The sequence below is a fragment of the Rothia amarae genome (genome assembly GCF_042677725.1).
GTDB classification, from domain to species: domain Bacteria; phylum Actinomycetota; class Actinomycetes; order Actinomycetales; family Micrococcaceae; genus Rothia; species Rothia amarae.
The window spans coordinates 103,123-120,100 of record NZ_JBHUCN010000002.1 but is presented as its reverse complement, the minus strand read 5'-3'; the positions used below and the strand labels follow the sequence as shown (position 1 = coordinate 120,100).

Sequence of the window (16,978 nt, the reverse complement as noted above, 5' to 3'; positions counted from 1 at the left end):
ACCTATGAGCGCAGAGAACCCAACACAGGAACATGAAGATTTTCCCTGGTTGAGTGAGGAAGAGCGTGAGGGTTGGCTCTTTCTGACGAGCGTGTTCTTCAGCTTGCCTGGTCAGTTGGAAAATCAGCTTCAGCGCGATTCTGACTTAAGTTTTGTTGAATATATGGTTCTCGCCATGCTTTCTGAATCTCCTAAACACGCATTGACCATGACCGAGCTGGCTCGCCAGACCAGCACTCTTCTTCCGCGCCTTTCGCGGGTGGTGAGCCGTTTGGAAAAGGACGGCTTCGTGGAACGTTCTGTGTATTCCAAGGATCGGCGGGTATCTATTTGTCACCTCAAAGAAGAGGGGCTGAAAAAGGTAGCAGAAGCTGCGCCTGGGCATGTGCAGGAAGTGCGCAAGCAGGTTTTCTCTCATCTGGGTTTGCGTCAGATTAAACAGCTTGCACGAATTGGCGAATCGGTGCTGGGTGCAAAGCCTTCTGAGGTCATCAATCTGAGCAACTCAACTATTATTGACTAACCCATTTTTACTGGTCAGAGTGCCCTTGGTGGAGATTCTTTCACCAAGGGCGTTTTGCGTGAGGTGGTATAGTGCACCTTAAAATTAGTTGACACGTAAAGGAATTTGTTGATGAAATGAAGATATGACTCAACGAAATAACTCCTCAATATCCCTCGGACTTCTTATCTTGCGCGTTGTTCTAGGCGTAACTTTTTTCATGCACGGCTGGCAAAAACTCAATGAGTGGACTCTTGCTGGAACCACTGAGTCATTCACTCAGATGGGCGTGCCCGCCCCCGAGCTCATGGCACCGGTCATCATGTGGCTCGAACTTATCGGCGGCGTCCTGTTGATTATTGGTGCTGCTACCCGCATCGTCGGCATCCTCTTTGCGCTGGATATGCTGGGTGCGATTGCTCTCGTACATGGATCTGCTGGTTTTTTTGTGGCAAATGGCGGCTTTGAATTCGTATTGCTGCTCGGCGCTTGTGCTCTTGCGTTAGCTCTGACTGGGCCTGGTGCATACGCGGTAGACGCACTATTCGGTCGCAGAAAAGCTGTACGCGCATAAATCCCCTTTTTCAATCGCCCGTATCCTCAGGATGCGGGCGATTTTTGTTATCCACAGAAGTTATACACAGCGTGGAAAACTTACACAGGTGTGATTATCTCGGAAGCAGGGTTAAGGTTTTTGAGGACAGGGTACGGTGGAAAAAACCTAAAATCCCGGTTTCTAGGGAAATTTTTCACCCCGATGAGGAGAATCGGAAAACGTGCGCAGGGGTGCCGAGGCGCGTACGGTGTTTATTATCCACACCTGTGGATAACTCTGTGAACAATATCCACTTAAAGTGGGGAAAACGAAAACTATCTGTGGGGAAGCCAATTGAAAAACCGCGAGAATAAGCGGTTCTGAGGATATTTTCAGGCTTATCCACAGAAGTTATGCACAGCGTGGAAAACTTACACATGTGTCATTATCGAACATATATTTGGTGTCCCAACTAATACTTTGAAGAAAAAATCCCGGAAAAGTCGCTCTTTTGAGACGTCTTGTTTACCTTAAATTCAAAGTGTTCGATTTTCCCACAGAGTTATCCACCGCCTGTGGATAACTTTCTGCACTTAATCCACTTAAGGGGTAGAAAAACCCTTGGTGGAAGATGGTATCTCGCCCTACCGGCTCCGCACGGCGCGCTGGTGCTGGGAAAACCGCAAACGTTGGTTCATGCAACTGCGCTGGGCAATTCTGATGTTTGTGCCCAGCTGGTTCTTAGGCACTTTCATCTCCTCCTTCGTTATTCCGCTTCACCTCTTTTCCAAAGGCACGATGCACCTCTTCTATCGGGTCTTAGGCCCTGGCGCCCAAATCTTTGTATTTTCTGGAACTCTGGTGGTGGAAACCGCCCTACTGGTTCTAATCCTCCCCGCCCTCGCGCAAATTCTTGCTAACCGGCGTCGAGAAAAACTAAGAAACTACCTCACATCTGAAGAGGCAGGGTAGCCGTCGGAGAGAACTGGGAGAAGTTTATGAGGAGGTTGCCCAAACCTTAGCGGCAAGTGAAAGTTTGTTACGAAAAGGCGACAACTCTCACGATGATGCGTAAACTTAGTAATGAAAGTTTTCCGCTATAGAAAGGTAACTCCTCATGGCTGAGAAGTACGTACTTCCTGATCTTCCTTACGATTACGCAGCTCTAGAGCCCCACATTTCGGCTCGCATCATGGAACTGCACCACGACAAGCACCACGCAACCTACGTTGCAGGCGCTAACACCGCTATCGAGAAGATGGAAGAAGCTCGCGAAAAGGGCGACTTCGCAAACATCGGCAAGCTCTCCAAGGACCTTGCATTTAACCTCGGTGGCCACACCAACCACTCGGTTTTCTGGACCAACCTTTCACCTGAGGGCGGCGACAAGCCTACCGGTGAACTCGCAGCAGCAATCGACGAATTCTTCGGTTCATTCGATGGCTTCCGTGAGCACTTCACCAACGTAGCAACCACCATCCAGGGTTCCGGCTGGGCAATCCTCGCATGGGACACCGTTGGTAAGCGCCTCGTTATCGAGCAGCTTTACGATCAGCAGGGCAACATCTCCGTTGGTCTGATTCCCGTTCTGCAGCTGGATATGTGGGAGCACGCTTTCTACCTGGATTACCAGAACGTTAAGGGCGATTACGTCAAGGCTTTCTGGAACATCGTCAACTGGGCAGATGTTCAGGAGCGCTTTGCACGCGCAACCTCACAGACCAAGGGTCTGATTATTTCTGATGCATAAGCCTGAGCGCATAGCAAGAATCCCCGCCCCTCTCATTGATTAAGAGGGGCGGGGATTTTTTGTTGAGTCTTATGAGTTCTGACCGGCGTAGTGTGTTTTGACCACGAGTATCTGGTCAAAACACACTACGCCGGTCAGCGGGTACTGGTTCGTTAGCCGAGCTGATCCAGGTAACCACTAATTTCCGCCAGCCCCTCGCGTAGAGTTTCTTCCGAGCAGGTGTAACCCAGGCGGTAGTGTTCGGGTACTCCAAAGGCAGAACCGGGAGTTAACAGCACCCCAGTTTGTTCCAACAGTCCGATAGCAAACGTACGGTCGTCCACCGGCGCCTCAATCTTCAACAAAGCCGCTGACCCGGCGTCGGGTTTCACCCAGCTTGCTCGCGGTTCGTTCTCTAACCACTGCTCGACGACGGCGCGGTTGCGGTTGAGGATGCTGCGAGAGCGTTCTAAGAGCACTTCGTGATGTTCGATAGCTAGCGCGCCCAGTAAATCATCCAAAACGCCTACCGAAATAATTGAGTAGTCGCGTTGATCGGCAAACTGTGCTTTCAAATTTTTGGGGATCACAGCCCAACCTACGCGCAGGCCGGGTAGCGAAAAGGCTTTAGAAAGTCCGCTGGTAGCGATGCCCTTTTCATACAAATCTGCCACAGAGGGGACAGGCTCCACACCGGGGGCTTCTACCCCGCGATAGACCTCATCGCAGAGAATGTAAGCGTCTACCGAGCGGGCAATACCTACGACCTCCGCCATCATGGCGGCGTCCATCAGTGTGCCGGTGGGGTTGTTGGGGTTAGTGAGGCAGATGAGCTTGGTGGAGGGGCGGACGGCCTCCCGCAACTCCTGCAGATTCGGCAAGTAACCGTTCTCTGGAAGCAGCGGTAGAACCGTTACCTCAGCGCCAATGGACTCGGCAATCGCTGCATGCTGATCGTACGAAGGGCTGAATGAAATCACGTGATCCCCGGCGTCGGTCAGCACTAAATGTGCCAGATGATTAGCGCCAATAGTGCCATGTGCTAACGTCACCAGGTCGGGGGTTACATTTTCGTACAGCCCCGAAATTGCCGTGCGGATGCGCTCGCTACCGGGAATCGCCCCGTAACTCAACCGCGCGTCTAGAAGCTCGTCCAAAGCAGAATCTCCCAAACCGGTGAGTTCAAAAAACTCCCGCAGTGACAGCGCCGAAATAGAAGTTTCAGCGAGATTCAACCGAGCGGAATCTTCAAATTCGTTGAGCCACAACTCAACCCCAAAGGGAGCTATCTGCATGATGAATCCTTGAAAACTTAGACGACTGTATTCGAGGTAGTATCCACACCCTGGTCAATCAATTGACCGAGCTTAGAGTGCTTGAAGCCGTAGAAGGCGTAGTAGACAAAGGCGACGGCAATCCAGATGGCGCAGACAACCAGAGTCACTATCTGCAGACGGCTAATAATCACTACACAGCCCAAAACTGAAAGGATTGGAATGACGGGGTAGAGGGGCACCTTGAAAGAGCGAGGCAGGTTCGGGTGAGTGCGGCGCAGAATCATCACGCCAATAGAAACAACCAAGAAGGCGAGCAGGGTGCCGATGGAAGTCATCTCAGCCAGGAAGTTGATGGGAATAACACCCGCAAGAACAGCTACCACCACGGATACAATCCACGTATTGATGACCGGCGTGTTTGATTGAGGATTGACTTTCTGGAAGACGGGTGGAATCAGACCGTCATTAGACATGGAGTAGAGGATTCGGGTCTGACCGTAAATTACTACCAAAGTAACCGAAATAATGGAGATAACAGCGCCTGCTGAGAGTACCGTCGAGAAAATCGTTGAACCGGTAATATCGGTCATGATCTGTGCTAAACCAGCTTCTTGACCCTCAAACGCCTCAGTGGGTTGCGCGGCGATAGCCACAATAGCTACTGCCACGTAGAAAGTAGTCACAATAATCAGCGAGAGAATAATCGCCAGCGGCATGTTGCGGCGTGGATTCTTAGCTTCAGCACCTGCGGTGGAGACGGCATCCAAACCGACAAAGGTAAAGAACACAACGCCTGCCGCACCCAGAATCCCCTGTGCACCGGCGTCCCAGAAACCAGCAAAATGGTCAGAGTTCCAGCCCTGAATACCAATCGCAATAAACAGAAGCAACACTACAAGCTTGATACCTACCATAATGGCGTTTGCGGTGGTCGATTCGCGCGCACCGCGAGAGAGCAAAAGCCCACAACCCAGCACCAAGACGACGGCGGGTAAGTTGATAATGCCGCCTTCTTCAGGCGCATACGAGAGCGCCTCGGGCAGAACAAATCCGAAGAGATTACTGCACAGTTCATTGATGTACTGGGACCAGCCAACGGCAACTGCCGCGGCGGAAACACCGTACTCCAGTAGGAGGCAGGCACCAATTAGAACAGCTACACCTTCGCCCATGGTTGCATACGCATAGGAATAGGATGATCCCGCAACCGGCACCGCTCCTGCCATTTCTGCGTAACATAGAGCAGTCAAACCAGCCACAACCCCGGCAATAATGAACGAGACAATGGTGGCAGGCCCTGCCATGGGAACGGTCTCGGAAAGAATAAAGAAAATACCGGTACCGATAGTTGCGCCCACGCCCAAGGAGACTAGCTGGGGCAAGCCGATATTGCGTACTAAGCCGGGTTTGCCGTGAGCATCGTCAATGCCAATATCTTCACTGATGGATTTACGGCTCAGTAGCCGTTGCGCGATAGTTGCCAACGCAAACTCCTTGGGCGGAATAACAAGAATAGATATACAATACCACGCGATTATATACAGCGTGGGGTTGTAACTCGTGCCGTCTTGTTATGCACCTATCGGCAGACTAGTTGCTGCCAGGGCGCGCCGTTGCGCTAGCTGATGCGGATTGCTTCTCCGCCTGAGAAAGCCCTGTCTCATCGTAGTAATTGTCACCTAGAGCGGTACGCAAATCTTCCATCTGCTTCTGTACAGCATCTAGAGTCACAATCGAGCCGAGATAACTGGCAGGAGCGGACTCTGATTCATCGAGCGAATTATACAGGGCAGAGGCTTTTTGGTAGACCACCTTGCGCTCGTCCTCATTAGACTTATCTCCAGCGGACTTCACCTGATCGATGGCGTCCTTCAACGCATGAGGAACGGTGCACTCCGTATCAGTGGAGTAAATCCCCTTGCCATCTTTCGCCGCTTGCTGCTGCGCCTCAGACACCTTCGGATAGAACTCATCCTTCTGCGTAGCGAAAGTAGTCGCTGCCATACCAGCGCCAGTTACCTCAGCATTGACGAGATCTTCGCCTACCAGTACCGCGGCATCGAGGAAGCCAGAGGTACCCACCTGAGCGTCGTCAAAATTCAGCGTAACTTCCTGTCCGACAGGAAGCTTAGACGCCAAAAAATCCTTAGATTCTTGCACCATGCAAGACCCCGAAAGAACGTTATTATTCTCCGACGGCGCGACTACGTTCAAGAGACGCACCTGCTCGGACTTGCCGTCAATCTCAACGGTAACTGTATTACCGGTATCAACCGACTTTACGGTTGCTTTCTGTCCGTCCTGATAGTGGCTCTTTGCCTGAGAGGAAACAGGGGCCGACGACTCCTGCGCAGACGAACAACCGGTCAGCGCAACGGCCGAAACACCTAGCGCAACGAGAAGAGGGGAAACCTTCATGAAGAATCCTTCGGGGGAAGTGAAAGGGAAATACTATTGGGTTTTAGAACCCTCAGCCTTGGCATGTTCAGCTGCCCGATACATACCCAGCGGACCCTGATCAGAGAACGCTTGAGAATGATCGTAGCGGTAAAGACGCGGCGGGCGGTGGCGGGTGCCTTCAACACGCCTACCTGTATCAATAATTGACTTAGATGCAGCAATTTGGCGGCGGAAATTCGCTGGGTCAAGAGGGCGTTCAAGGATAGCCTCATACACCTCGCGCAATTGCGCCAACGTAAATTCTTCACCTAAGAAAGAGTGGGCGATACGTGAATATTCCACCTTGTTCTGCAGGCGGTATTTAGCGTATTCAATGATTTCGTTGTGGTCGAAAGCTAGCACGGGCAACTCGTCGAGGGGGAACCAGCGGATATTTTCGTGAACGCGAGTACGGCTTACTTCGGTTGCAGGAATCGATGCCCAATACACCACCGAAACCGTGCGGTTCGCAGGAGCCTCATCTGCAGCGGGCACAGTGAGTGGACCGCCGTCGCGCTTCACATGATGGTCGGGGGTACGCAGGACGTCACCAAACGCATAAAGCTGCTCTAAATATCCGGGAACCAGACCGGTGGCGCGTTTCAGGGTAGAACCTGCAGCCTGCTCCAGCGAAAGATCGCTCGGAAGAGGACCACCAGGTAGAGCCCACTGCCCCTTATAGGGTTCACGCAGGCGGCGCACCAGCGGTAGCCACAAAGAACTCTGTGATTCGCCCTCCTTTTTGCGGAGCGCCAAAATTACAGTAGAAACAGCTAGAGTTACCGAACCGTTCTCAGAATCATCGTGTTCATCGCGGTTAACCGTGGGGCTCTGAGAAAGATTGTCTGGACCAGTCATAAAATTTACTCTCCGATAAAGCCGAACAGATGATTACAGGAACCATTGTAATGAATAAAGGTGAATTTCACCGTGTGTGCAATGCGGGGGAGCGCGGGGCGTAAATGCGGGGCAAAACTAGCCAGTTTTTTGATGCGATGCCCGACGACGTCGTCGAGCTGCTGGGTAAGGCACAGGCAAAGTGGCGTTCTGAGGTGTAAAAATGCACCCCAGAACGCCACTTTGACTGTGTTTTAAGGATTGCGCTCCGCGCCTAATTGATCTTTAACCCCGGCTTCGCCGATTCGGAAACAGATTTATTTCCTCGCACGCTCGGAATCTGTTCCCTCATCCCTGCGGGCGAGTTGAAGATTATTGAGACGCTCCGCGCTTAATTGATCTTTAACTCGCCCATCTCATCCCAGTCATCGCCATCAATCTGACGCGAAATAATCTTGGGAGTCTCAGCCAGCAAGGGGCGCATCGCCTCCAAACCCTTAGCGAAATGCTCAGAATTGACGTGCGCCTCACCAGCGTCGTCGGCAAAAGCCTCTACCAAAACAAACTCGTTGGGATCCTCAACCGAGCGTGACCACTCAAACCACTTATTGCCAGGCTCTGCGCGAGTAGCTTCGGTGAACGCCCGCGTGGCATCCAAGAAATTCTCGGTTTCACTAGGTTTAACCTGGTACTTCACAACAATAAAAATCACGAAATTATCCTTATCTTTTGACCTTATATCGTTCCTCTATTGTGGGCACGAATCTCAGCGCCGGTCAACACAACCCGTATAGACTCGAATATATGAATCAGCCTCTTATCAAATTTGTGGATATTGACCCGAACGTCATTGCCGCAGAAACCACTCTTCGCGCGTCTGCTGAGGATGTTTACGCGCTCGTTGCCAACCCTGCCCGCCATGCCGAGCTGGACGGTGGCACTACCATTCGCGGGCTCAATAAAGGTAGCGACGGCGAATTTGCTGAGGGCGATACCTTCAGCCAAAACATGGTTCTGGGAATCCCCTACACCTTGCCCATGAAAGTTACCCGCGCCGAGAAAAACTCCGGTGTGACCTGGACGCACCCCGGCAAGCACACTTGGTCTTGGGATATTACTGATAACCATGACGGCACCGTAACCGTTCGCGAAACCTTCGACGCTCGCGGTTCTGTGATAGCAGGGATTCCCATCTACAAGATTTATCACTGGGATGGTGGCTTCCGTATGAACCGCAAAAACATTGCGCTCTCCCTAGCAAACTTGCACCGTATTTTCGCATGAAACTAGAACAGACCTACGCCGGAACCTTTCCCGACCTCGCCGTCCAAGCCCACCCTGATATTCCTGCAGAATCGCGCGTGAGCTGGGTGAACGAACCACTGGCTCAAGACCTCGGACTTAACGCCGAATGGCTGGCAAGCGCCGAGGGCCTGAAATGGCTTACTGGGCAAAAAGAAGCGGAACCTGGCGAGGATGCTGGTTCTTCTTATGCGCTTGCCTACTCGGGTTTCCAGTTTGGCCACCTTTCGCCGGTATTGGGCGACGGGCGCGCCCACCTGATTGGCGAGTTGCCGGTGGCGGATGCGCATACGCCCGATATTCTTTCTCACCGGGTCGATTTGCACCTGAAGGGAAGCGGGCGAACTCCTTTCTCCCGCCCCGGTTCAGATGGTAAAGCACCGCTGTCAGCGGTCTGGCGCGAGGTTATCATTGGGGAATTTTTTGCCGCAATGAACGTGCCTACTTCGCGAGCACTGGCGGTCATTGAAACAGGTGAGACGGTCCGCCGGCGTAGTCCGCTACCTGAGCCAGCGGCAATTGTGGTGCGGGTGGCATCGAGCCATATTAGGGTAGGGACTTTTCAGTACGCACAGATGAATATGCCCATTGACCAGCGCAAACGGCTGGTTGACTATGCGCTGGAGCGTCATTTTCCGCACCTGAAAACGCAGGAACATGCTTTGGAAGAAAGCTCCTCTGCTCTGAAGCTCCTTCAGGCGGTCGCTGAAAAGCAGGCAGATTTGGTGGCGCAGTGGATGGGATTGGGTTTCATTCATGGTGTGCTCAATACCGATAACGTCTTGGTTTCTGGCGAGTCCATCGACTTCGGTCCTTGCGCTTTCGTCGACGAATTCCGTATGAATGCCGTCTTTAGCTCGATTGACCGGCAGGGCCGCTACGCGTTCGGCAATCAGCCGGGCATTACACAGTGGAACCTGGCGCGCTTTGCCGAGAGTCTTCTCGATTTAATGGCAGAGAACCCCAACGACGCCGTCGATGACGCCACTGCCGTGCTGGCCGCTTTCGACGAACGCTTTCAGGAGCGTTGGGTGCAAATTTTTGCGGCAAAACTGGGTGTTTCGGTTGAGAATATTTCTACTGCCCATCGGGAGCAGCTGAAAACTTTTATCGGTCAAACGCTCACGCTGCTGGAAAAGCATTCTTTAGATTTCACTGAATTTTTCTACACCCTTACGCATACGCCTGAGCAGATTTCCTTGTTGAGTGGGGAGGACTCAGCAGAGGAGCTGATGGATTGGCTGAGCGAGTTAATGGAATTTCGCGGGGTCACGGGTACCGCTGAGGCAGTTTCTCGGAGTCTGATGGAAGGTGCTAATCCCCTTTATATTCCGCGGAATATGAGGGTTGATACGGCTTTGCGGGAGGTGGAGAAGGGGAATAGTGAGCCCGTGGAGAGGTTGTTAGATGCGCTACGACAGCCCATGACGCGGCGGGATGGACTAGAGGATTTAGAGACCGCTCCTGATAATTCACGATTCTTCACCAGCTTCTGCGGCACCTAGGGACTGCCCAGGTGGGGTGCTGAAATAGGAAGAAGGCTGATGGAATGTGTATAGTTATTTATACTTAGTTATATATATCCATTTTTGAAGATTGCCGGAGACCTCTGTGAACGCCCCTGAATCATCCCACACGCCGGATGGCCCCGCTCTAGAACGCGGTCTGTCCAATCGACATCTTCAGCTGATTGCCATCGGCGGAGCTATCGGAACCGGGCTCTTTTTCGGCTCGGGAAAACTCATCAATCTGGTGGGCCCCTCCGTCATCTTCGTCTACATGATTATCGGCTTCGTACTGTTCTTTGTCATGCGCGCACTGGGGGAGCTGCTCCTCTCCAACCTCAACTACAAGACCTTTGGTGATATTGCCAAAGACAATATCGGTCCCTGGGCAGGCTTCTTTGTCTCCTGGAACTACTGGTTCTCCTGGGTTATCGCCTGTATTGCAGACCTCGTGGCAATCACCGCTTACGTGCAGTACTTCAACCCCGACGTCCCCATCTGGCTACCCTCGGCCATCACTGCGCTCGCCCTACTTATTTTGAACCTGCAGCCCGTCAAAGCCTTCGGCGAGACCGAATTCTGGTTTGCAATCATCAAAATCGTGGCTATTCTCGCGCTGATTGTGGTCGGACTTATTCTGATTTTTACCGGTTATGAGTCACCCAGCGGTAACCACGCTCAAGTCTCCAATCTCTGGAACTACGGCGGATTCTTCCCCACCGGACTGAGCGGCTTCATCCTGGGCTTCCAGATGGGTATTTTTGCCTTCATCGGTATCGAATTGGTCGGTACCACCGCTGCTGAAACCGAGAACCCCCATAAGAACCTGCCCTCGGCTATCAACTCGATTATTCTGCGTATCCTGGTTTTCTATGTGGGCGCGCTCAGCGTAATCATGATGGTGACCCCCTGGGTAGATATCGACCCCGAAACCAGCCCTTTCACCTCCATGTTCGGTATGGCAGGGTTTACTGGCGCCGCGTTCGTCGTAAACCTCGTGGTGCTCCTCTCCGCTGCATCCAGCGCCAACTCAGGCCTGTATTCAGCGAGCCGTATGGTCTATTCCCTGGGTCTCGACCGACACGCACCCCGCTGGCTCACCCATAGAAGCCCTCGCCTAGTACCTCGTAATGCGGTCTTCTTCACCGCCGTCTTTACGTTCCTCTCTATACCCCTGCTCCTCGCTGGCGACACCCTGCTCACAGCCTTCACCGTGATTTCCTCGATTTGCTCCACCTGTATCTTGTTCACCTGGGGAAGCATCGTGGTCAGCTACATCATCTACTTCAAGAAATCACCCGAAAAGCATAAAGTTTCACAGTTCAAACTGCCTTTCCCGCGCGTGATGCCGTGGATCGTGTTGGCATTCTTCGCTTTCATCGTCTACGCCCTCGCTGCAGGAGAAAACACCCGAATCGCCCTTCTGCTTACCCCGCTCTGGTTTGTAGTGCTAGCAGTTCTTTGGCAAATCACTAAAAAGAAGTTGCAGCGAAACCAGCTACCACTCACCGATATGGTGCCGATTCAGACCCCTGAAGAAATCGAGAGAAACTTCAACGCCAAATAAGGGCAGACCTTACCAAGTAACCGGAAGATTTGATGAATTATATTCCTCATCTCAAGATGTGCTGAAAAAGATGTCGTTGATACAGTGGAATGGCATCCCGCTTTCATCTTTTGCGGGACATTCCTCTGTAAAAATGAAAGTCAAAGCATAATCCGTGAAAACAGCTCCTATCCAGATCATTAACCCGGCAGAAAACCAGCCTCAGACCTCACCACGCCAGCGCTGGGCTGCGCTGGTGGTGCTGATGCTTCCGGTGCTTTTAGTCTCGGTAGATAACACCGTGCTTTCCTTTGCTATCCCCTCGATAGCGCGGGCACTGGAGCCTACCGGAACCCAGCAACTGTGGATTATTGACAGTTACTCACTGGTACTGGCAGGTTTGCTCGTTCCTATGGGTAGCATGGGCGATCGAATAGGGCGTAAGAAACTGCTCATTATTGGTTGCACGGGTTTCGCGCTCGTCTCGGGATTTGCGGCTTTCTCGCCGTCGGCTGGCTGGCTGATTGCCGCCCGTGCCACTCTGGGTTTCTTTGGGGCGATGCTCATGCCCTCAACTCTGTCGCTCATCCGCAACATCTTTGAAAACCCCAATGAGCGCCGTACCGCTATTGCCATCTGGGCATCTATGTTCTCAGCGGGAGCTGCGTTAGGTCCGATTGTCGGCGGGTTTCTGCTGGAGCATTTTGAGTGGGGTTCGGTCTTTTTGATGGCTATCCCCGTACTCATTCCCTTTCTGATTTGCGCACCCCTGGTCCTGCCTGAATCTAAAGACCCTCACCCCGGCCCGGTAGATGGCATCTCCATCGTGTTGGTCATGGCCGCCATGATTCCCGTGGTTTTTGCGATTAAACATTTTGCCGCAGCAGGTGTGGACGCCGTCGGCCCGCTCACGCTGATTCTCGGCGTTGTATGCGGCTGGCTCTTTGTACGCCGGCAGATTCGCCGCACCGTTCCCATGCTGGACGTTCGCCTCTTTACCAACAAGGTCTTTACCGGCGCGATTCTTGCGAACCTGCTGAGTGTTCTTTCGATGACGGGTTTCATCTTTTTCGTGTCCCAGCACTTGCAAATGGTCAGCGGTCTCAGCCCCATGGACGCCGGAATCTTCCTGTTACCCGGGCTTCTTCTGACTATCGTTGCTGGTTTGGGAGTGGTGCGCTTTGTGCCCCGTATTCACCCGGCAGTCATTGTTGCAGGTTCTCTCTTGGTCAATGCTCTGGGATATCTGGTGGTTGCGCTCACCGACAACGCATCGACGAACGCTGGGCTGATGATTGCCTTTATTCTGCTTGGTATCGGCGTGGGCGCGGGAGAGACCATCTCCAACGACTTGATTCTTGCCTCCGTTCCCCCGGAGAAGGCGGGAGCGGCATCGGCAATTTCTGAAACATCCTATGAAGTTGGTGCGGTCCTGGGCACCGCCGTATTGGGCGGTATCCTCACGGCGGTCTACCGTATGAACGTTCAGGTTCCCTCCCAGCTCACTGAAGCACAGGCGAACTCCGCCCACGAAACGCTGGGCGGCGCGGTGCATACGGCGCAGGAAGTCGGCGGCGACGTCGGCTCCCAGCTCCTGCTCTCTGCCCAGCACGCTTTTGATGCGGGCGTGGTGTGGACGGCTGCGATGTCAGTGGGGATTATGACCGTTGCCTCCGCGCTGACCTACTTCATGGTGCGCAAAGCGGAAACTGAATGACCGGCGTAGCTCGTTTTGACCAGGTATACGTGGTCAAAACGAGCTCAACCGGTCAGTCGGTTCTTATACCCGTTTCTGCCAGACAGCGGTAACCGTTATGGGTGGTAAGAGGTTCCAGCCTGAACCGGGTAGAGAATCATAGATGCTGTGCTTACCTCGCTCTTACCTCATGGAATAAGCCTCCACGCCGGGTGCTAGTCCAGCAAACCGTGCTCACGAGCCATATCGGCAGTGAGCTCGTTCTTGGTTACCTCGGGGCGCTCCACAGAGTAGCGGTAACCCTGGTGAGCGCGAGCCTGGAAGCGAATCGCTGCCAGGTCGTTCTGCGCGGTCAGACGGCCAAGTTCGCCGTCGTTGTTGACGTCGGTTTGTACAGCGCCGTTGTCAATCGTTCCGTTGTCATTGAAGTCGATGGGCGCATCGGCAACCGCACGAGAATCATAGTCGTAGAGGAAGCCGTGGCTGTTAGCGCCCAAGCCGTTCTCCTCATGAATCGCATGCTCATTGAGAGTGTCGTACTGCTGGGTTGAGTAACCGAAGTACTTAGAACCATCGGTGCGGGGAACGCCCTGAATCTGATAGCGGTAGTTCATGATGCTGAAGTAGTTGGGCTTGAAGTTCACGTCGTCATCGCCACCGTGGTACAAGCCCAGGTTGTGACCCAGCTCGTGGATGAAGGTACCCACGTAGGTATTGCTGGAAACGTTATTACCCCAGTACTGAGGACCCAAGGTAACTGCGAAGTTGAGGCCATCAATCTGAGCGATGCCCGATGAGCCAGGAGCATCGGTGTAGTAGTCACCAAACACCATGTAGTGGAAAATACCGTTACGAGCCGGATCGGAATTCTCCTGGCGTAGCTGGCCGACGGTCTGCTCATTGCGGAGAGCCTGATAATCAATCTCGTTGCCGCCGCCGAGGTCGTACTTGGCGTAAGCATCACCGGCGTCGAGGTGAAGGTTAATGCCGCGGCTACCATCAGGGTTATTCACAGGGTAGTTGGCAAAAGTGCGCACAATGGTGTCTAGTTCCGACTGAGAAGCGAGCAGACCGGGCATGTAATCCATCTCAACAAAGAGATCTTTTTTATTGGGATTCGCACCCCATGCGGGGAAATCCAAATCTACCTGGCCGTCGCCGTTGTAATCGTAGCCGTTAGTCTCCCAACTGTTGGGAATGCCGTCGCCATCAGAATCAGCAGTGGAAGAAGACGGATCTGCTGCACGGGAATTTGAAGCAGCAGGCGTGAAGCTAGAAGCTGCAGGCTGGTAGGACCACGAGCTCGACGACGGGCTGTACGTCCACCAGTTGGCGGGGTATGCCTGGGCAGGAGTGAAACCTGCAATGGTTGCTAAGGAGAGAGCGCTGAGGGTGGCTACTTTCTGACCAAACGAAAACTTTTGCATGAGTAATCTTTCTTTAGAAGGGAAACCTCTAAGGAAAAGTGCGTGTGACTCATTGAGAGTAGTCCACTAGTGGCTCAGAAAAATCATTCTTTTGTTGCAAAAACGCCCCTCTGATATGGGGATATTGCCCAACGGGAATGGGGGCAAGAGTTTCCTCCTGCCCCTATCTAACTCACTTAGTTATTGAGTGTTACAGCCAGATTTTTACCCGTTCTTCCGGGGAAAGATAGAGCTGATTGTCTTCAGTGACCCCAAATGCTTCGTAGAACTCATCAATGTTGCGTACTACCCCATTAACACGGAATTCATCGGGGGAGTGCGGATCCACCGAGAGCATCATCTGGGCATTCTGCGGGCGGGACTTGGTGCGCCACCCCTGGGCCCAGGCAATGAATAGACGCTGGATGCCGGTGAAACCGTCCACGACCGGGGCATCTGCCAGTGAGTCAATCCCCTGCTGTGACAGAGCAATCTCATACGCACGCAAGGCAATCGAAAGACCACCCAAATCGCCAATATTCTCACCCAGGGTGAGCTCACCGTTCACCTTGAAATTCTCAGGGTCAAGACCGGTAGGGGTGTACTGGTTGTACTGATCCACTAGCGCAGAAGTTCGCTTGGAAAATTCCTCGCGGTCCTTATCAGTCCACCAGTTGTTGAGCGCGCCTGTGCCGTCATATTTCGAACCCTGGTCATCAAAACCGTGACCAATTTCGTGACCAATGACCGCGCCAATACCGCCGTAATTTGTCGCGTCGTCGGCGTCGGGATCAAAGTACGGAGGCTGCAAAATCGCTGCAGGGAACACAATCTCATTCGCCGGCGGCATGTAGTAAGCATTGACGGTCTGCGGACTCATCAGCCACTCGTGCTTATCTACCGGCTGACCAATACGGTCAAGCTGGAAGTTGTGCTCAAAGAGGGAGGAGCGGCGCAGGTTCTCCAGCAAGTCCCCCTCCACTAGCTCCAGAGCCGAGTAGTCGCGCCACTCATCGGGGTAACCAATCTTGGTCACGAACTTCTCTAATTTCTCTAGAGCGCGCTCGCGGGTTTCATCGGTCATCCAGTCGAGAGTGGAAATCGACTGACGGTATGCTTCAAGCAGATTGTCTACTAGCTTCAGCATTTTCGCTTTGTGCTCGGGCGGGAAATGAACTGCTACGTATTCCTTGCCGAGTTCTTCGCCCAAGTTACCTTCGATGACGCCGACTCCGCGCTTCCAGCGATCCCGCAACTCTTCGGTGCCGGAGAGGGTTTTGCCGTAGAAATCGAAGTTAGCGTTCACGATTTCGTCGTTGAGGTAAGCTGCGCGCGCACTGATGTTTTTCCAGACCAGGTAGAGCTTCCACGCCTCGATAGGCTCGGTCTCCCAAATCTTAGAAACAGCTTCAAAGTAGGAAGGCTGACCGACGATGACGGTGCCAAATTTCTGCACCGACGAGCCCAGACCTTCAATCCAGCGAGTGTAGTCAAAGCCGGGGAACTCGGTATTAAGATCAGCGGCGGCAACGGGATTGTAGCGCTTGTTGGCATCGCGCAAAGTGACCTTATCCCAGTGATGCTGTGCTAAATCGGTCTCAAACTTCATGATGGTGTGAGCGGCGGTTTCAGCGGTCATTCCGAAGGGCTCAGCCAGTCCGGTCAGCTCAAACATGCGCTGAATGAAATCAACGTAGGCGCTTCGGATTTCGGCGTACTTTTCTTCGCGATAGTAGCTTTCATCGGGCAGTCCCAGTCCAGCTTGCGCCAGATACACCACGTACTTTTCGGGATTCTTGGCATCAATGCTGGTGTACCAACCGAAAGGGGAACCGATGCCTGCGCGGTCAGCTTCAGCGACGACGTCGAGCAGCTCAGTTTTGCCGGTTGCCTCTATGATGGGGCGAACCTCAGCAAGGAGGGGCTCTACGCCGTCCTTATTAATCTTTTCGGTATCCATGAAGGAGTTGAAAAGCGCGCCGATGCGGCTACCGGGCTCATCAGCGGCAATCTTTTCTATGATCTCACGGACGTTCTTCTCTGCCTCGTCCCGCAACGTATACATGCCGCCGTCTTTAGGGCGATCGGCAGGAATCTCGTGGGTGTCGAGCCAGGTGCCGTTGTTGTAGCGGAAGAAGTCGTCGCCAGGAGCAACGGACGTATCCATAAATTCAGTGTTAATTCCAGAAGGCTTGTTACTCATG

The 16,978-nt window shown here is 53.0% G+C and carries 15 protein-coding genes; 8 read left to right on the top strand and 7 right to left on the bottom strand.

Annotated features, from left to right (window positions below; translation table 11 throughout):
* The first annotated feature begins 4 nt into the window (after positions 1-4).
* The 4 genes from ACFR81_RS00750 (at position 5) to ACFR81_RS00735 (ending at position 2,787) form a co-directional block, all read left to right on the top strand.
* Positions 5-523: a MarR family transcriptional regulator gene (locus ACFR81_RS00750; RefSeq protein ID WP_145177232.1), complete on the top strand. Its 519-nt coding sequence runs from the start codon at positions 5-7 to the stop codon at positions 521-523.
* A 124-nt stretch (positions 524-647) separates the two neighbouring features.
* Complete coding sequence (locus ACFR81_RS00745; protein ID WP_343875947.1) at positions 648-1,076, top strand: DoxX family protein; 429 nt, start codon at positions 648-650, stop codon at positions 1,074-1,076.
* 585 nt (positions 1,077-1,661) lie between these two features.
* Positions 1,662-2,009, top strand: coding sequence for a hypothetical protein (locus ACFR81_RS00740; protein ID WP_343875945.1), 348 nt, complete (start codon positions 1,662-1,664; stop codon positions 2,007-2,009).
* 145 nt (positions 2,010-2,154) lie between these two features.
* Complete coding sequence (locus ACFR81_RS00735) at positions 2,155-2,787, top strand: superoxide dismutase (RefSeq protein ID WP_343875943.1); 633 nt, start codon at positions 2,155-2,157, stop codon at positions 2,785-2,787.
* 152 nt (positions 2,788-2,939) lie between these two features.
* On the opposite strand, the gene ACFR81_RS00730 is transcribed toward ACFR81_RS00735, so the two are convergent.
* From ACFR81_RS00730 to ACFR81_RS00710, 5 genes are all read right to left on the bottom strand, one after another.
* Positions 2,940-4,061, bottom strand: a complete 1,122-nt coding sequence (locus ACFR81_RS00730; RefSeq protein WP_343875942.1) for an aminotransferase class I/II-fold pyridoxal phosphate-dependent enzyme — start codon at positions 4,059-4,061, stop codon at positions 2,940-2,942.
* Between the two features lie 17 nt (positions 4,062-4,078).
* Entirely contained in the window at positions 4,079-5,527 is a 1,449-nt protein-coding gene (locus ACFR81_RS00725; protein ID WP_190617375.1) for an APC family permease, read from the bottom strand.
* A 106-nt stretch (positions 5,528-5,633) separates the two neighbouring features.
* Positions 5,634-6,461 (bottom strand): thermonuclease family protein, encoded by an 828-nt coding sequence (locus ACFR81_RS00720; protein ID WP_068171922.1) that lies wholly within the window; start codon positions 6,459-6,461, stop codon positions 5,634-5,636.
* Between the two features lie 33 nt (positions 6,462-6,494).
* Complete coding sequence (locus ACFR81_RS00715; protein WP_190617373.1) at positions 6,495-7,340, bottom strand: NUDIX hydrolase; 846 nt, start codon at positions 7,338-7,340, stop codon at positions 6,495-6,497.
* A gap of 370 nt (positions 7,341-7,710) precedes the next feature.
* Positions 7,711-8,031: a putative quinol monooxygenase gene (locus tag ACFR81_RS00710; protein ID WP_068171918.1), complete on the bottom strand. Its 321-nt coding sequence runs from the start codon at positions 8,029-8,031 to the stop codon at positions 7,711-7,713.
* 92 nt (positions 8,032-8,123) lie between these two features.
* Between ACFR81_RS00710 and ACFR81_RS00705 the strand changes: the two genes are divergently transcribed.
* The 4 genes from ACFR81_RS00705 to ACFR81_RS00690 all read left to right on the top strand — a co-directional run bounded on the left by ACFR81_RS00705 (position 8,124) and on the right by ACFR81_RS00690 (position 13,389).
* Complete coding sequence (locus ACFR81_RS00705; protein WP_343875936.1) at positions 8,124-8,603, top strand: SRPBCC family protein; 480 nt, start codon at positions 8,124-8,126, stop codon at positions 8,601-8,603.
* Positions 8,600-10,126, top strand: a complete 1,527-nt coding sequence (locus ACFR81_RS00700; protein ID WP_343875934.1) for a protein adenylyltransferase SelO — start codon at positions 8,600-8,602, stop codon at positions 10,124-10,126. Before ACFR81_RS00705 ends, ACFR81_RS00700 begins: the two co-directional genes overlap by 4 nt.
* A gap of 106 nt (positions 10,127-10,232) precedes the next feature.
* Complete coding sequence (locus tag ACFR81_RS00695; protein WP_343875932.1) at positions 10,233-11,693, top strand: amino acid permease; 1,461 nt, start codon at positions 10,233-10,235, stop codon at positions 11,691-11,693.
* A gap of 244 nt (positions 11,694-11,937) precedes the next feature.
* Positions 11,938-13,389 (top strand): MFS transporter, encoded by a 1,452-nt coding sequence (locus ACFR81_RS00690; protein WP_343876009.1) that lies wholly within the window; start codon positions 11,938-11,940, stop codon positions 13,387-13,389.
* Between the two features lie 194 nt (positions 13,390-13,583).
* Here ACFR81_RS00690 and ACFR81_RS00685 read toward each other — a convergent pair whose 3' ends face one another.
* Together ACFR81_RS00685 and ACFR81_RS00680 are read right to left on the bottom strand one after the other, a co-directional pair.
* The gene (locus ACFR81_RS00685) at positions 13,584-14,795 is read right to left on the bottom strand and encodes a zinc-dependent metalloprotease family protein (RefSeq protein ID WP_343875930.1); all 1,212 of its coding nucleotides are present in this window, start codon (positions 14,793-14,795) and stop codon (positions 13,584-13,586) included.
* A 190-nt stretch (positions 14,796-14,985) separates the two neighbouring features.
* Positions 14,986-16,977, bottom strand: coding sequence for a M13 family metallopeptidase (locus ACFR81_RS00680; protein ID WP_343875928.1), 1,992 nt, complete (start codon positions 16,975-16,977; stop codon positions 14,986-14,988).
* Position 16,978: the final 1 nt, after the last annotated feature.

What these genes read in the sequence shown, in the direction of transcription:
- ACFR81_RS00745 (WP_343875947.1), top strand. Translation starts at nt 648, where the DNA reads ATGACTCAACGAAATAACTCCTCAATATCCCTCGGACTTCTTATCTTG.
- ACFR81_RS00720 (WP_068171922.1), bottom strand. Translation starts at nt 6,461, where the DNA reads ATGAAGGTTTCCCCTCTTCTCGTTGCGCTAGGTGTTTCGGCCGTTGCG.
- ACFR81_RS00735 (WP_343875943.1), top strand. Translation starts at nt 2,155, where the DNA reads ATGGCTGAGAAGTACGTACTTCCTGATCTTCCTTACGATTACGCAGCT.
- ACFR81_RS00750 (WP_145177232.1), top strand. Translation starts at nt 5, where the DNA reads ATGAGCGCAGAGAACCCAACACAGGAACATGAAGATTTTCCCTGGTTG.
- ACFR81_RS00715 (WP_190617373.1), bottom strand. Translation starts at nt 7,340, where the DNA reads ATGACTGGTCCAGACAATCTTTCTCAGAGCCCCACGGTTAACCGCGAT.
- ACFR81_RS00730 (WP_343875942.1), bottom strand. Translation starts at nt 4,061, where the DNA reads ATGCAGATAGCTCCCTTTGGGGTTGAGTTGTGGCTCAACGAATTTGAA.
- ACFR81_RS00690 (WP_343876009.1), top strand. Translation starts at nt 11,938, where the DNA reads ATGCTTCCGGTGCTTTTAGTCTCGGTAGATAACACCGTGCTTTCCTTT.
- ACFR81_RS00700 (WP_343875934.1), top strand. Translation starts at nt 8,600, where the DNA reads ATGAAACTAGAACAGACCTACGCCGGAACCTTTCCCGACCTCGCCGTC.
- ACFR81_RS00680 (WP_343875928.1), bottom strand. Translation starts at nt 16,977, where the DNA reads ATGAGTAACAAGCCTTCTGGAATTAACACTGAATTTATGGATACGTCC.
- ACFR81_RS00685 (WP_343875930.1), bottom strand. Translation starts at nt 14,795, where the DNA reads ATGCAAAAGTTTTCGTTTGGTCAGAAAGTAGCCACCCTCAGCGCTCTC.
- ACFR81_RS00705 (WP_343875936.1), top strand. Translation starts at nt 8,124, where the DNA reads ATGAATCAGCCTCTTATCAAATTTGTGGATATTGACCCGAACGTCATT.